Source organism: Paenibacillus sp. J2R1T-4 (assembly GCF_059692235.1).
The window spans coordinates 516,107-530,357 of the sequence record NZ_JCAUBA010000001.1; the positions used below are offsets into that span (position 1 = coordinate 516,107).

Genomic DNA, 14,251 nt, shown 5'->3' on the forward strand with positions numbered 1-14,251 from the left:
CTTACTATAGAATGGGTATTGTTATTTTTTAAGCCGATATTGCCTCGTCATCATCCAGACGTACCGAAACGAGCTTCGACACGCCGCCTTCTTCCATCGTTACGCCATACAGCACGTCTGCAGCTTCCATCGTCCCTTTGCGATGTGTCACCACAATAAACTGGGTCTCATCTGCGAACTCTCGCAAGTAATCGGCAAATCGCGTTACATTAGCTTCGTCCAGAGCCGCTTCGACCTCATCAAGCACACAGAACGGAACAGGTTTAACTCGCAAAATCGCGAACAGGAGAGCCATAGCTGTCAGTGCCCGCTCTCCGCCAGACAGAAGCTGGAGGTTCTGGAGTTTCTTACCAGGGGGCTGAGCTACAATCTCAATACCCGTATCCAACAGCTGTGATGGTTCAGATAAAATCAGATCCGCTCGCCCTCCTCCGAACAGTTTGGCGAACACAATAACGAATTGATCACGGATAGACTCGAATGTAGCCCGGAAGCGCTTGGACATCTCCTCATCCATCTCACGAATAACCTGATACAAGGTCGTCTTCGCTTCAATTAGATCCCGTTTTTGCCCGGCCAGGAACTCGTATCGCTCACTTACACGTTGGAATTCTTCGATTGCTCCCAAGTTAACATCACCCAAGGCAGAGATTTGCCGCTTCAGCTCACGTACATGATTCTGAGTGCCGATTACATCCTCTGGAACTGGATAACGTTCTTTGGCAAGCTCATAACTCATCTCATAGTCTTCCGCCAGCTTCTTCAGCAGGTTCTCAAGCTCTACGTCGAGCCGGTTCACCCGAATATCAGTCTGTCTGATCTGATCTTCGACCTGCTTCAATTGAATACGCTGCTCTCGAGTTTTGTTCTCTTCTATCTCAAGTTTATTCAGGAGGCCGGCACGTTCCGCACGTTTGAACTCGTTTTGTTCTGTAGATTTCTGCTTCTTCATTCTCAGCTCATTGAGCTGTTCGATCTGTTGCACACTTTGCAGATTGTTGGTCTGAATATCTTCATCCAACTGATGGAGCATACGTTCATTGACAGCGAACTCACGCCTCAGAGCCGTAAGTTCCTCTTCGAATCGCAGAAGCTGACCGTCCAAGGAATGTTTTTCCTGAGCTGTTGAGGCTACTTTTACTTTGATTGAAGTTAGCTGCGTTTGCAGCTCTTCCTTCACCGATTCCTTGGCTTTACGGGCAATTTCCGCATCTCGAATAGCTTGCTGTAACGCTGTTTCCTGCTGTTCTGCATGCTTCAATGCCTCTACTGACTGCTCTCTTTTCTGGGTGAAATCCGTTTGCTCCGCTAACAACGAACCGCGATCCTCCGTATAAAGAGAGACATGATCCTCTGCATTGCGCAGCTCTGATTGCAGCCCGTCAAGATCAGAACGCACCTTCTGTTCCTCGATCCTCTGCTGCTCCCCATTGAGGCGAAGAGCTTCTAACGTTTTGTTCCCTTCAGACAAGTCTCTGCGTAATTGATCAAACTTCTCGCGAAGCTGAGACAGCTGGGTTTCGGAGCTCTTGATCTCACGATCCAATTCTTCAATCTGACGCTGTCTGCTTAGCAGACTTGTCGTTTTTTTCTGCAGACTACCCCCTGTCATGGATCCGCCTGGATTCACGACATCCCCTTCCAAGGTGACAATCCGATAGCGATATTGGCAACGCGCAGCTATCCGATTCGCTTCTTCCAAGGACTTGGCTATGATGACATGACCCAGCAAACTTGACATGATATTCTTGTACTTGGGATCGAATTGAATTAAATCCGCAGCAATACCGACATAGCCGTCTAATTTGCCGATACTGGATAAATCATGATCTGGAATCGATCTTCCCCTTATAACATCCAAAGGCAGCACCGTGGCACGTCCGAGTTGTTTTCTCTTGAGAAAGCCAATTGTCTCCCGGCCCAATGCCTCATTCTCAACGACGATGTTCTGTAAAGCGCCTCCTAGCGCAGTCTCAATCGCAAGCTCTACATCAGCAGGTACCTGCAGCAATTCTGCCACTGCACCATGGATCCCCTTCAAACCATCCGGCCGATTCTTAGCCTTCAGCACTTCGCGCACACCATGGGCAAAACCGTCATAGTCGTTCTGCATCTCACGCATCGTGTCTCGACGAGAAACAAGCGCTTCTAGCTTCTGCTCCCATTTGCGCACCATACCTTGAAGATCGTTCAGCAGGTCTTGCTTCGCTTTAAGCTCCTGGGTCAAGGCAATATATTGATCACGATCCGCATCCAATTGTTTTGAGAGGTTGTGTTGTTTCGCTTCTAGAATTGACTTCTTCTTGGTCAGATCAGTGTATTGGGCTGTCCACTTGGCCTCGTCTTCTCCCATCCGGTCCATACGGCGGCCTAGCGATTCCATATGCTGATCCGCATAGCGGATTTCATTCCGGTATTGCGCCATCTGATTCAAGGTATCCAGAAGCTCAGCCTTCAATTGCTCTTCCGTAGAACTGCTTACACCGCCAGCAACTCCAAGCAAACGCTCCTCTTCTTCTCGTAAAGTTGCGCTTAGCCCCGTTAATTGCTGCTCCAGACTAATGATTTTATTGCGATAGGTTAGAATTTCTGCTTCTTTCTCCGTCATGCGTTGTTGCTGCTGTTCCACTGTCATTTCAAGCTGAACTCGGTTCCGCGATAAATTCCCGCTGCGCTCCTTCAGCACCTCGCCTTGCCCTTCACATTTCTCGTAGTCCTCACTTAACCGAAGGGTGGTCTCATGTAAAAGATCGATCTCTTCCTCCAGCCTGCGGATTGCCTGACGAGACTTTTCCAACTGAGCATCGTGCAAGCTTACAACCGTGGATAATTCCAGCTCTTGCTTCTGCAGCTCCTTAAGCTTCCCGCTCTCCTCGGTCCAGGTACGGTGGATCGTATCAATCTGATGGACATACATCGATACTTCTCCGGACTTAAGCTGTTCTTTGAGCTTTTTGTACAATATCGCCTTCTCTGATTGATCCTTGAGCGGCTCTAGCTGGTCTTCCAGTTCGGACACTAAATCATGAATACGCAGCAAGTTATGCTCGGTCTCTGCTAATTTCTTCTCTGCTTCTTTTTTTCTTGACTTATATTTGACGATACCGGATGCCTCTTCGAAGATCCCTCTGCGATCCTCCGACCTTGTGCTAAGAATTTCTTCAATTCGCCCCTGGCCAATAATCGAGTAGGCTTCTTTCCCAATCCCAGTATCCATGAATAGCTCTGTTATATCTCTTAGACGGCATGCCTGTTTATTAATAAAATATTCGCTGTCCCCGCTGCGGTGAATACGCCGAGTAACCGTAACCTCATTAAAGTCCAAAGACAATGCTTCGTCCGTATTATCCAACGTAAGTGAAACTTCACCATAGTTCACCGCTTTCCGTGCATCGCTGCCGGCGAAAATAATGTCCTCCATCTTGCCTCCGCGAAGCGATCGCGCGCTCTGCTCACCCAGCACCCACCGAATGGCATCGGAAATGTTGCTTTTTCCGCTTCCGTTGGGGCCAACGACAGCTGTGATCCCTTGTACGAATTCCAACTCGGTTTTATCAGCGAATGATTTAAACCCAGCTAGCTCCAGACGTTTTAAATACATAATAAACCTCCAAACTTTGCCGAGTGCAAAGTGACTTCAACAACCCTATGTAATACTGCCAACCCCCATTATACCACAACGCAACTGATCGACAATTTGTAATCCAACGAAAAGAAAAGAGCAGATCACGTCTGCTCTTCGCGGTAGTGCTTTTAAAACTCATACTCACATCGTTACTTTTAAGGATTTCAGCGCTTGCGCGGCGGCTTGCTGTTCGGCTTCTTTCTTCGAACGTCCTGTCCCTTCGCCAAGAACGGCACCGTCCATTCTGACTTCTGAGATGAATTGCCGCTCATGAGCAGGGCCTTGTTCGTCGATAATCCGATATTCCAGGGAGCCCATCCCATGATGCTGGGTATGCTCCTGTAGTTGTGTTTTATAATCCAGCACCTGGAGCTTGGCATCATCCTGCAAGGTAATAAATACATGCCTCTGCAAGAAAGCCCGAACGGCTTCCAGGCCTTGATCCAAATATAAAGCACCGATGAAGGCTTCGAACACATCCGCTAACATTGCAGGTCGTGTTCTACCGCCTGTGAGGTCCTCGCCTTTACCCAAATACATATACTTACCGAAGTTTAATTTCTCTGCAAAACCCATCAGTGAAGGTTCACAAACGATGGAAGCACGCAGCTTGGTCAATTCCCCCTCAGACCGCGAAGGGTACATATTGAATAAAAACTCAGACACACTAAGCTCCAGGACAGCATCACCCAAATATTCCAACCGCTCATTATCTCCCAGATTCATGGATCGTTGCTCATTTACGTAGGAGGAATGGGTAAAAGCTTGTTTAAGCAAAGATATCTTCTGGAAACGAATGCCTAACAAGTCTTGAAGCTGCTGCATATCACTCAACCGATTCACCGCCTAATCTTGTTCCATCTAGGTTCTGACATTCGGCGAATCTTTATGCCTCATACTTCTTCAACACGATGGTTGCATTGTGTCCGCCGAAGCCGAACGAATTCGACATGGCGACCTTAACATCCGCATCCCGAGGTACATTCGGCACATAATCCAGATCACATTCCGGATCCTGATTGTCTAAGTTAATCGTAGGAGCAATACGTCCATTTGATAGAGTAAGGCCAACAATTACAGCTTCAACCCCGCCGGCAGCACCAAGCAAATGGCCTGTCATCGACTTCGTTGAACTTATGGCCAGCTTATAAGCATGGTCACCGAAAGCCGTCTTTATCGCTGTTGTTTCCGAGCGGTCCCCAACAGGAGTAGAAGTACCATGCGCATTAATATAATCTACATCTTCAGGGGCAATTCCTGCATCCTTCAGAGCTTTTACCATGCAACGCGCTGCACCTTGCGGGTCCGGATCTGTCATGTGGTAGGCGTCGCCGCTCATTCCATAGCCGATAATCTCTGCATAGATTCGAGCTCCGCGATTCACAGCGTGCTCAAGCTCCTCAAGGATTAGAATACCCGAGCCTTCTCCCATTACGAATCCGTCTCGCCCCGTATCGAACGGACGACTAGCTTTCTCTGGCTCGTCATTGCGCGTTGACATCGCTCTTAGTGCACAGAAACCTGCCATACCGGTAGGTCGAATCGTTGCTTCTGCGCCGCCGCATATCATAACATCTGCATCACCGCGTTGGATCAGCTTGTAGGAATCGCCAATAGAATGAGTTCCTGTTGCGCAAGCCGTAACCGCTGTGCTGTTCGGTCCCTTAGCACCGGTTTGCATGGAGATTTGTCCAGACGCCATATTGGCGATCATCATCGGGATAAAGAAAGGACTCACGCGTTTGGGTCCCTTCTCCAACAACACATTATGCTGGTCCTCCCAAGTTCCTAATCCACCAATACCGGAGCCTACATAAACCCCGGCACGCTCCGGGTCCATATCGTTCTTAATCGACAAATTGGCATCCTTCAATGCGAGAGCACTGGAGGCTACAGCAAATTGTACAAATCGATCCATCTTGCGGGATTCTTTACGATCTACGAAGTCATCCGGATTGAAATCTTTTACTGAAGCGGCAATACGCGTTGGGTATTCGCTTACATCAAATGCTTCGACTAGTGACACTCCGGATTTCCCGGCCATCAAATTATTCCAAAATGTATCCAGATCATGGCCGAGAGAAGTTACTACGCCCATCCCCGTTATCACGACTCTGCGTTTCATTTTCTTCCACCTCTTCGACAGGAAATCTGGTTATATAGTTCATCGCACATGCTCAGTGCGTAATTTTGTTGAAATGTTCAATGATGCGAACTGGAATGATAATCGTGCTGCTAGCACTAGCGCATAATGGAGTTAAGTCCCGTTTAGGATCAACGGGACTTAACAAAAGTTCTCATGGTTTACGAAAATCACTCTTGTGGATGTGATCTAGGTATGAGACTTTATGTATTCCACTACTTCTCCCACGGAGGTAATTTTCTCGGCATCTTCGTCTGAAATTTCCAAGTCAAACTCATCTTCCAATTCCATTACCAACTCAACAACATCAAGAGAATCAGCACCTAAATCATCTTTAAAAGATGCTTCGAGGGTTACTTCGCTTTCTTCAACCCCTAGGCGATCAATTACAATCCGCTTTACACGATCTAAAACATCGGACATCCGGTTCACCTCCTCTTTGGTATTATACGAGAATTACTGACAAATTGCCAGACCTGACCTTCTAAGGAACTATATAGTACTTGAAGGTAAGGAATTACATGTACATGCCGCCGTCAACGTGCAGCGTCTGACCCGTCATATAAACAGAATCGTCTGATGCCAGAAAACGAACAACCTTCGCAATGTCATCCGGCTGTCCTAAGCGGCTAAGCGGAATTTGCTGCAGAAGCTGCTGCTGCATTTCCTGTGACAGTTTATCTGTCATATCGGTTTCGATATAACCAGGGGCAACAGCATTAACCGTGATATTCCGAGATGCTAATTCTCTAGCGGTGGACTTAGTAAGTCCAATAACGCCAGCTTTGGCTGCAACATAGTTGGCTTGCCCTGCATTTCCGAGCACCCCAACTACCGAAGAAATGTTAATTATACGACCAGAACGCTGCTTCATCATAGGGCGAGTAACGGCCTTAATACAATTGAAAACGCCTTTCAAGTTCGTATTAATAACTTGGTCAAACTCTTCTTCTTTCATGCGCATAATTAAATTATCGCGTGTAATCCCTGCATTGTTAACAAGAATATCCAGACGCTCGAAGCGAGCCAGCACAGTCTTAACCATCTCCTCCACTTGTGCGGAAGAAGATACGTCTGCTTGTACCTTAAAGGCGCGACGCCCTAATCCTTCAATGATGGCAACTACTTCATCGGCTGCTTTTTCACTGCCAGCGTAATTAACAGCTACATCCGCGCCTGCCTCAGCCAGAGATATAGCTATTGCTCGGCCAATCCCTCGTGATGCGCCAGTAACTAGCGCTATCTTGCCTTGCAGATTCTGATATGGCGTACTCAATGTGGCACCTCCTTAGACAATTGCACAGCATTTGAACATCGTAAGCATGAACTACTGGTATTCGGCAGCGAACCGCTCGATGGCTTCATCACTATTAAGCGTGTAGATGCGAACGGATTTATCAATCTTTTTGATTAATCCTGACAACACATTGCCGGAACCAATCTCGATAAACGTATCGACACCTTGCTCGATTAACCAGACCACGCTGTCCTCCCAGAGCACTGGCGCGCATACTTGCTCTACCAATAAACGGCGAATATCATCTGCGGCTTCCACAGGCCTTGCGGTTACATTTGCTACGACAGGAATCTTTGCTGCCTCCATCGAAATGCCCTCTAGCATGTCTGCCAGACGATCTGCCGCGGGTTTCATCAAGGAGGAGTGGAATGGGCCGCTCACTTCGAGCGGTATGACGCGCTTCGCGCCAGCTTCCTTCCCGCGTTCGACGATCGCGGCCACACCTGCTGCCGATCCTGACACAACAATTTGCCCAGGGCAATTGACATTGGCCATCTCAACGGCAGCTCCTGAAGCCGTAATCGCGTGACATAGCTCATCTAACGGAGTCCGATCTGCACCTAGCACAGCAGCCATGGCTCCTGTACCGCCAGGCACAGCCTGCTCCATGAACTCCCCGCGAGCACGAACAGTACGAACCGCGTCTTCCAACGACAGGACTCCTGCAACAACCAATGCGCTATATTCACCTAAGCTATGTCCTGCCACATAATCAGCCCGAACGTCTAGTTTCTTGAAGACTTCATACAAGGCCACGCTCGTTGTCAGCAGTGCAGGCTGTGTATGAATCGTTTTTTTCAGCTCGGATTCAGGTCCTTGAAAGATGGTTGAGGTTAATGAAAATCCGAGGACTTTATCGGCTTGATCGAAAATACGCTTAGCCTCCGGATGCTTCTCATACACATCTTGCCCCATTCCAACAGATTGAGCGCCTTGGCCAGGAAATACAAAAGCTATCTTACCCACTGCAACCACTCTCCTTTTCTTCCAAGTGGAATCAATATGAACTTACCAGACAAGTACAGAAGCACCCCATGTCAGCCCGCCGCCAAAGCCTACTAACAGAAGGGTATCGCCTTCCTTCATACGGCCTTCTCGAGCAGCTTCTGCGAGTGCAACCGGAATGGATGCGGCAGACATATTCCCGTACTTGTGTAAATTCACCATACACTTGTCTTCAGGAAGCTCCAATCTTTCAAGGGAGGACTGAATGATTCGGTAGTTGGCTTGATGCGGGATGAGCAGATCGATATCTGTTTTGTCCAGATTCGCCTTGCGAAGCGCTTCTTCTGCTGCACTGCCCATAATTTTGACTGCGAATTTGAACACTTCTTTACCCGCCATGTAAATATATTGCATCTTATTGTCGAGAACTGACTGACTCATCGGATTGCGTGATCCGCCTCCGCATGCCGTAAGCAGCGGCCCACCAGTTCCATCAGCTCCCAATTCGAATGAGCGGAATCCTCTGCCTTCGCTAACCGGCCCAAGCACAACCGCTCCAGCTCCATCACCGAACAGGATACATGTATTACGATCGGTATAGTCTGTAATCTTGGACAAACATTCTGCACCTACAACGAGTACGTGCTTGTACATGCCTGTGGCAATAAAATTAGACGCATTCGCTAATCCATAGATGAAGCCTGAGCAAGCTGCTGATAAATCAAATGCCGCTGCGCGCTTGGCGCCGAGCTTCTCCTGCAAGATGCAAGCGGTAGCTGGAAACGCCATGTCAGGCGTAATCGTTGCTACAATAATCAGATCCAGCTGATCCGCTGTTATCCCTGCGTTGCTTAGTGCCTCTAGCGAAGCATGATAGGCCAAATCTGATGATGCTTCCTCCGCTGAAGCGATTCTGCGTTCCTTGATACCTGTGCGAGACACGATCCATTCATCATTCGTATCCACCATCTTCTCAAGTTCCGCGTTGCCAAGGATTCGTTCAGGGACATACATCCCTGTCCCCCATATGCCAACTGGTTGTCCAATCATTCTTCCCCATCTCGCTTCCCGCTAATTTCAGTCGATATTGCATGCACCAGATCACTCTTAACCGCGATTCTGGCCTGTCTAACCGCGTTCTTGATCGCATTCGCATCCGATGAGCCATGGCTTTTGAGCACAAGCCCATTGATTCCAAGCAGCGGCGCACCGCCATGCTCGGTATAATCCAGTTTCTTCTTGAACTGGGATAACCCCGGCTTCAGGATAGAAGCAGCAAGCTTAGTGATGAACGAACGGGTGAATTCCGTCTTCAGCGCTGAGAATATTGCGCCCGCTGCGCCCTCTAGTGATTTCAACAAAATATTACCTACGAACCCATCGCATACAAGCACATCGCACTCAGCATGCAGCACATCTCTTGCCTCTACATTGCCCACAAAATGAATCGGAGCCTGCGCAAGCAGCGGATAAGCATGTTTCGTTAGCTCATTGCCCTTCATGGCTTCTGTGCCCACATTAAGCAATGCAACCCTCGGCTTATCAATTCCGTGAACCTTATTCCGATATAGACTCCCCATAATCGCATATTGCAACAGATTATCGGGTGTTGCATCCATATTGGCACCCAGGTCCAGAGCAAGCACGCCTTTACCGTCCATCGTAGGGATCATCGGCGCAAGGGCAGGTCGATCAATGCCTTTAATACGTCCGACAATCAAGAGTCCGGTAGTCATTAAAGCACCTGTATTGCCTGCCGAGATCATCGCATCGGCTTCGCCCTCACGTACCAGACGTCCGGCTACGACCATCGAAGCATCTTTCTTGCGGCGAACCGCCTTCACAGGCTCCTCATCCGGCGCAATGGAGTCTGATGCATGGTGAATCTTAATGTTACCAGGAATGGCTCTGGAGCCAAAAGCAGCTTCTATCCGCTGCTGATCCCCTACTAGGATGATACTTGTATCTTTCCATTCGGCAGCTGCAGCAAGCGCGCCCTCCACGATCACATTCGGAGCGTGATCGCCTCCCATGGCATCAATCGCAACTCGCATGCGATCACTCCCCTTCTTCCGTCATTTCTTTGGCGAAGCGGTAAATCAAGAAATTACCCTGAAACACCATCTCTTCTCCCACATAGGTAAATACTTCTACCTTAGCCTTCCCCTTTTGCCCGGAAATGGATCGCACATATGCTTTGGCAATACATTTCTCAGACAACCGGACTTCTCGAATAAAGCGAATATCAGCGGATGCTGTCAAAGCCTTTTCATTATTGATGACTGCTATTGCCAACGAATTAGCCTGCGAGAAAATATGGTGACCACGGGCAATCTGCGTCCGCGAGAATACATGCTCTTCACGAATTTCGAATATAGATATCCCGCTTTTATCGAGCTGCAGATCTATAATGTCACCAATTACTTCATGCAGGGCCAGTGACTTTACCTGATCGTACGATTGCTCGGCCATCAATTTCATACGTTCGCGTAGCTCAGGTATTCCTAGCTCCAAGCGGTCCAACCGAACGGTCTGAATGCTAACCTTGAACTTGCGGGTAAGCTCCTCGTCGGTGACAAAAGGATTGTCCTCGATTTCTCGAGCCAACTGCTGCTGGCGTTGACGTTTTGGCATCCGTTCGATGGCGGCCACCCCCTTAATAGTATAGAATACCTGAATGAATTAACGATATGTAGAATCAACCTTTGTTACCTGGTACTAAATTAGTATATTACAATTCTTCAGAAAAAGAAAAGCCCAAACGAATATTTATGGCAAACAAAAAGCACCTCACCTAAATGAAGTGCTTCCTTGCAAGAAATTGTTACTGTTGTACAATCTCTCTACCCTTGTAAGTTCCGCAAGTTTTGCAGACGTGGTGAGCTAACTTCAGTTCTCCACAGTTCTCACATTTCACCATACCTGGTACTACCAGCTTAAAGTGAGTACGGCGCTTGTCGCGGCGGGTTTTCGATATTTTTCTAAAAGGAACTGCCATGATTCCCACCTCCTTAACCAAATCTACTGTTTCTTCTGTTTCTCAAAAAATTGGGCGAGCACTTCCAGACGGGGGTCAATTCGATCCGCCGCAGGCTGAGCAGGATGGACATTCAGGTTCAAGCCCGTCTCAGGGTCAAGTCCCTTACAGTCTTCCTTGCAAAGCGGCACATACGGAAGCCCCAATTCCACCGTTTCTTCGATGTAAGGCAATAAGTCCACTCGCTCATGAACCGCGAGATGCATATGCTCATCATCCTCGTCCACCTGTTCGGCATCTTGAACGAACGTTTCCCGAAAGGGTAGTTCCAGTGAATGGTTATACGATGTCAAGCAACGTGAACAGACAAGCTCGACCGGCAATGCTAACGATCCTGTAACCTTGACGAATTCTTCGTCAGCAACGGCTTGAAGCGTTACTTGCAACGGTTCGGCACGAACAATATCTTTGCGACCCTTCGCAAGAGAAGGAAGTTCGATCTGTCCCGTCAATTCCATTCGGTTGTTCTTAGCACGCAAGTCACGGACATTAAGAATCATACTCATCCACTCCAAACAAACAAAGATTATTATATCGGGGAACTGACTGTTTTGTCAACCTTTTGTACTTGTCATTCATCATTCACCTGTACATTAGTCAAGAGGATTTATTCGGTAATCCAGCCAAGTAATTCAAAGCTTCCTCTAAGGAGCCTACAGAAATGACCTTCATTGGCGTTTCGATTTGATCCGCCTTCTTCTTGGCATCAGTAGCATTTGCCACCGGAACTGGAAGACCGCACTCTCCTGCACTCCTGTCTTTGGGAGCAAAAAACACATCGATCCCTTCTCGATCGGAAGCCACAACCTTATGTCCGATTCCCCCAATCGAGCACACATTCCCTGCCGCATCGATCGTGCCTGTTCCTGCAATCCGGTATCCTTTGGACAAATCACCTTGTGTCAACTGATTGTATATCTCTAGAGCAAACATAAGACCCGCAGAAGGTCCACCAATCTCCCCAGCTTGAATTTGCACTTTCTTACTGTCCTGATCCGGGACAATCGATCGCAGATCAGCGGTCGTGATCCCAATGCCTGCTTTGGGAGGTGTTCCTGATGGATTGTCCTGTCCCGGTCCAGCAGGACTTGCAGCAGGGGTCGCTGCAGCTGCTACATCGGCCAATACAATCTCAAAAGCAAGCTCCTCTGTACCTCGTTTGACACCAATCTCGACGGAGTCGCCTACTTTTTTGTTTGTCAGGGCAGCCTGAAGATCTTTAATTCCAGTTGCAGGCCTTCCACCAACCTTAACTATGATATCGCCAGGCTTAAGTACAGCCGCCGCAGGCAGCCCCTCTCTTACTTCCGTAATATAGGCTCCAATATTCTTAACCTCGAAGGGAATATTCGCTTTCTTGTAAGCAGCTTGGATCGCACTGCTCTGAGACTCAAGCATTACGATCTCTTGACGTTGCATGAATTGCTGCTCGGATTGCCCTTTCAATACGTCTTGCTTTCGCTGCACATCTGCATTCGGATCCCATTGTGCAAATAAGTAGCTAAGCACATTCGTTCTGGGAATCAAACTGACCGTTGTCAGCATGAAAGCTCCGCGTTCTTCCGGATCAGGCTCTGCGACTTGGACCATTGGTTTCACACTCTCCGCAGTACCCGGCTTATAAATATAATACGGGACTGGAACGAAAAGGAGAAAATACAGCACGGCAAATGTGATGACAAACGATAGCAGGAAACCGCGCAGCCCTTTGTTCCGCTTGCGAATTAAGCGACGTTGATCGAATGAATCTTTGTGAAAATGGTTGTCTTCGTTCACTGTTTGTCTCCCCTCCGTATGAATCCGCACCTCATAGCTTGGTCTAAATGTCCGGATCGGCGCGTAAACTTGTACCACCTGTTACTTAGAGGAGATGGCCTAATGTTACACGGCAAATTACATTCGAAGAACAAGGCCTTTACAATAATACTCGCCATACTTATAGCCTTATTCGTTTTATGCATTTTATTATTTCCAGATCGGGCATTTCGATCATCGCTTCAGGGACTATCTTTGTGGTGGAATATCGTATTCCCAGCGCTGCTTCCGTTTCTCATCCTGTCTGAGCTTCTAGTCGGATTCGGTTTGGTTCGCGGACTTGGTGTACTGCTTGATCCGCTGATGCGTCTAGTGTTTCGCCTCCCGGGCGCAAGCGGTTGGGCTATTGCTATGGGAAGCTTGGCAGGCGGACCCGCAGGAGCACACATTACTGGCAAGCTCCGCAGTGAAGGCGCGATCAGTCGACAGCAAGGGGAGCGGCTGTTGGCAATTTCACACATGAGCAGTCCATTTCTCATCTTAAGTGTCGTAGGAGCAGGATTCCTGCATCATCCTGCAACGGGAACTCTGATAGCTGTTGTTCACTATATTTCGGCGCTCTGTGCAGCATTCCTAATGCGACTGTTGAATAAAGACCGGGGCGACGATCATGCAATATCCAAAACGCCTGATACAGTTGAGATACCGTTATCACATAAACGTGCAAAGGCCCGTAAACCGTTTATAGGCGTACGCTTCATTCGGGAAATGCATGAAGCCCGTCTCGATGACGGACGCTCATTCGGAAAGCTGCTCGGCGATGCCGTGCAGAACTCAATCCAGACCTTGCTCATAATCGGCGGCTGCATAATGATGTTCTCCGTTATGCTGCATGTTCTCCAATTATCCTTAGTAACCCCAGTTATGGATCAAATCATGCTAGCTCTCGTTGAAAGCTTCGGATTCCAAGGACCCGCTTCACCGAACTGGGCACCCGCTATCCTTGAAATTCATCTGGGAGCCTATTCCTTCAGCCAATTGGAGCTTGGAGCATCGGCGCTCTTATGGAAAGCTGCTTTTATCGGATTTGCCCTCGGATGGAGCGGAATCTCCCAACATCTACAGGTACAGAGTATCGTGCGCCAAACCGACTTGCGCTATATGCCCTTCTTGCTGCACAGGCTGCTGCACGGGAGTCTGGCTTTCTTGCTTACCTTCCTTTTATGGAAGCCGATACAGACATTAATCCCGCGTATAGAGCCAAGCTTCAAACCTTTCCTCGCTCCGATATACAACGGCGGCCTAAATTCCATGGTGGAAGCAGCTGCCGGTTGGCAAGCCGTGCCTGAAAGATTGGGCCAATTCGCACTCTTGGTAGCTGCTTACATAATGTTATCCAGTCTTATTAGCGTATTACGCAGCAAACGACTGCATTAATCGAGTGCAAAC

13 protein-coding genes are annotated in these 14,251 nt (G+C 48.3%); 1 reads left to right on the forward strand and 12 read right to left on the reverse strand.

Annotated elements, in window-relative coordinates; genetic code table 11:
- Window positions 1–28: 28 nt before the first annotated feature.
- From smc to AC58QD_RS02590, 12 genes are all read right to left on the reverse strand, one after another.
- Entirely contained in the window at window positions 29–3,601 is a 3,573-nt protein-coding gene (gene smc / locus AC58QD_RS02535; protein WP_497329652.1) for a chromosome segregation protein SMC, read from the reverse strand.
- 165 nt (window positions 3,602–3,766) lie between these two features.
- Window positions 3,767–4,450: a ribonuclease III gene (rnc, locus tag AC58QD_RS02540; RefSeq protein ID WP_497330070.1), complete on the reverse strand. Its 684-nt coding sequence runs from the start codon at window positions 4,448–4,450 to the stop codon at window positions 3,767–3,769.
- A gap of 61 nt (window positions 4,451–4,511) precedes the next feature.
- A complete protein-coding gene (gene fabF, locus AC58QD_RS02545) occupies window positions 4,512–5,750 on the reverse strand; it encodes a beta-ketoacyl-ACP synthase II (RefSeq protein WP_497329654.1) in 1,239 nt (412 codons plus the stop codon).
- Window positions 5,751–5,957: 207 nt separating this feature from the next.
- Window positions 5,958–6,191 (reverse strand): acyl carrier protein, encoded by a 234-nt coding sequence (locus tag AC58QD_RS02550; RefSeq protein WP_497329656.1) that lies wholly within the window; start codon window positions 6,189–6,191, stop codon window positions 5,958–5,960.
- A 94-nt stretch (window positions 6,192–6,285) separates the two neighbouring features.
- On the reverse strand, window positions 6,286–7,044 hold the full coding sequence (gene fabG / locus AC58QD_RS02555) for a 3-oxoacyl-[acyl-carrier-protein] reductase (RefSeq protein WP_497329658.1): 759 nt from the start codon (window positions 7,042–7,044) through the stop codon (window positions 6,286–6,288).
- Between the two features lie 51 nt (window positions 7,045–7,095).
- On the reverse strand, window positions 7,096–8,031 hold the full coding sequence (gene fabD / locus AC58QD_RS02560; protein WP_497329660.1) for an ACP S-malonyltransferase: 936 nt from the start codon (window positions 8,029–8,031) through the stop codon (window positions 7,096–7,098).
- A 42-nt stretch (window positions 8,032–8,073) separates the two neighbouring features.
- Window positions 8,074–9,060, reverse strand: a complete 987-nt coding sequence (locus AC58QD_RS02565) for a beta-ketoacyl-ACP synthase III (RefSeq protein ID WP_497329662.1) — start codon at window positions 9,058–9,060, stop codon at window positions 8,074–8,076.
- Window positions 9,057–10,064 (reverse strand): phosphate acyltransferase PlsX, encoded by a 1,008-nt coding sequence (gene plsX, locus AC58QD_RS02570; protein ID WP_497329664.1) that lies wholly within the window; start codon window positions 10,062–10,064, stop codon window positions 9,057–9,059. The genes AC58QD_RS02565 and plsX overlap by 4 nt, the downstream gene beginning before the upstream one ends.
- Before the next feature lie 4 nt (window positions 10,065–10,068).
- Window positions 10,069–10,644, reverse strand: a complete 576-nt coding sequence (gene fapR / locus AC58QD_RS02575; RefSeq protein WP_497329666.1) for a transcription factor FapR — start codon at window positions 10,642–10,644, stop codon at window positions 10,069–10,071.
- A 190-nt stretch (window positions 10,645–10,834) separates the two neighbouring features.
- The gene (rpmF, locus tag AC58QD_RS02580; RefSeq protein WP_497329668.1) at window positions 10,835–11,008 is read right to left on the reverse strand and encodes a 50S ribosomal protein L32; all 174 of its coding nucleotides are present in this window, start codon (window positions 11,006–11,008) and stop codon (window positions 10,835–10,837) included.
- Between the two features lie 23 nt (window positions 11,009–11,031).
- The gene (locus AC58QD_RS02585; protein ID WP_497329670.1) at window positions 11,032–11,547 is read right to left on the reverse strand and encodes a YceD family protein; all 516 of its coding nucleotides are present in this window, start codon (window positions 11,545–11,547) and stop codon (window positions 11,032–11,034) included.
- A 97-nt stretch (window positions 11,548–11,644) separates the two neighbouring features.
- A complete protein-coding gene (locus AC58QD_RS02590) occupies window positions 11,645–12,823 on the reverse strand; it encodes a YlbL family protein (protein ID WP_497329672.1) in 1,179 nt (392 codons plus the stop codon).
- Between the two features lie 102 nt (window positions 12,824–12,925).
- On the opposite strand from AC58QD_RS02590, the gene AC58QD_RS02595 reads away from it, so the two are divergent.
- Window positions 12,926–14,239, forward strand: a complete 1,314-nt coding sequence (locus tag AC58QD_RS02595) for a nucleoside recognition domain-containing protein (protein WP_497329675.1) — start codon at window positions 12,926–12,928, stop codon at window positions 14,237–14,239.
- The last annotated feature ends 12 nt before the right edge of the window (window positions 14,240–14,251 follow it).

Excerpts from the sequence above, each read along its gene's own strand:
- smc (WP_497329652.1), bottom strand. The coding sequence starts at position 3,601 with ATGTATTTAAAACGTCTGGAGCTAGCTGGGTTTAAATCATTCGCTGAT.
- rnc (WP_497330070.1), bottom strand. The coding sequence starts at position 4,450 with ATGCAGCAGCTTCAAGACTTGTTAGGCATTCGTTTCCAGAAGATATCT.
- fabF (WP_497329654.1), bottom strand. The coding sequence starts at position 5,750 with ATGAAACGCAGAGTCGTGATAACGGGGATGGGCGTAGTAACTTCTCTC.
- AC58QD_RS02550 (WP_497329656.1), bottom strand. The coding sequence starts at position 6,191 with ATGTCCGATGTTTTAGATCGTGTAAAGCGGATTGTAATTGATCGCCTA.
- AC58QD_RS02565 (WP_497329662.1), bottom strand. The coding sequence starts at position 9,060 with ATGATTGGACAACCAGTTGGCATATGGGGGACAGGGATGTATGTCCCT.
- plsX (WP_497329664.1), bottom strand. The coding sequence starts at position 10,064 with ATGCGAGTTGCGATTGATGCCATGGGAGGCGATCACGCTCCGAATGTG.
- fapR (WP_497329666.1), bottom strand. The coding sequence starts at position 10,644 with ATGCCAAAACGTCAACGCCAGCAGCAGTTGGCTCGAGAAATCGAGGAC.
- rpmF (WP_497329668.1), bottom strand. The coding sequence starts at position 11,008 with ATGGCAGTTCCTTTTAGAAAAATATCGAAAACCCGCCGCGACAAGCGC.
- AC58QD_RS02585 (WP_497329670.1), bottom strand. The coding sequence starts at position 11,547 with ATGATTCTTAATGTCCGTGACTTGCGTGCTAAGAACAACCGAATGGAA.
- AC58QD_RS02595 (WP_497329675.1), top strand. The coding sequence starts at position 12,926 with ATGTTACACGGCAAATTACATTCGAAGAACAAGGCCTTTACAATAATA.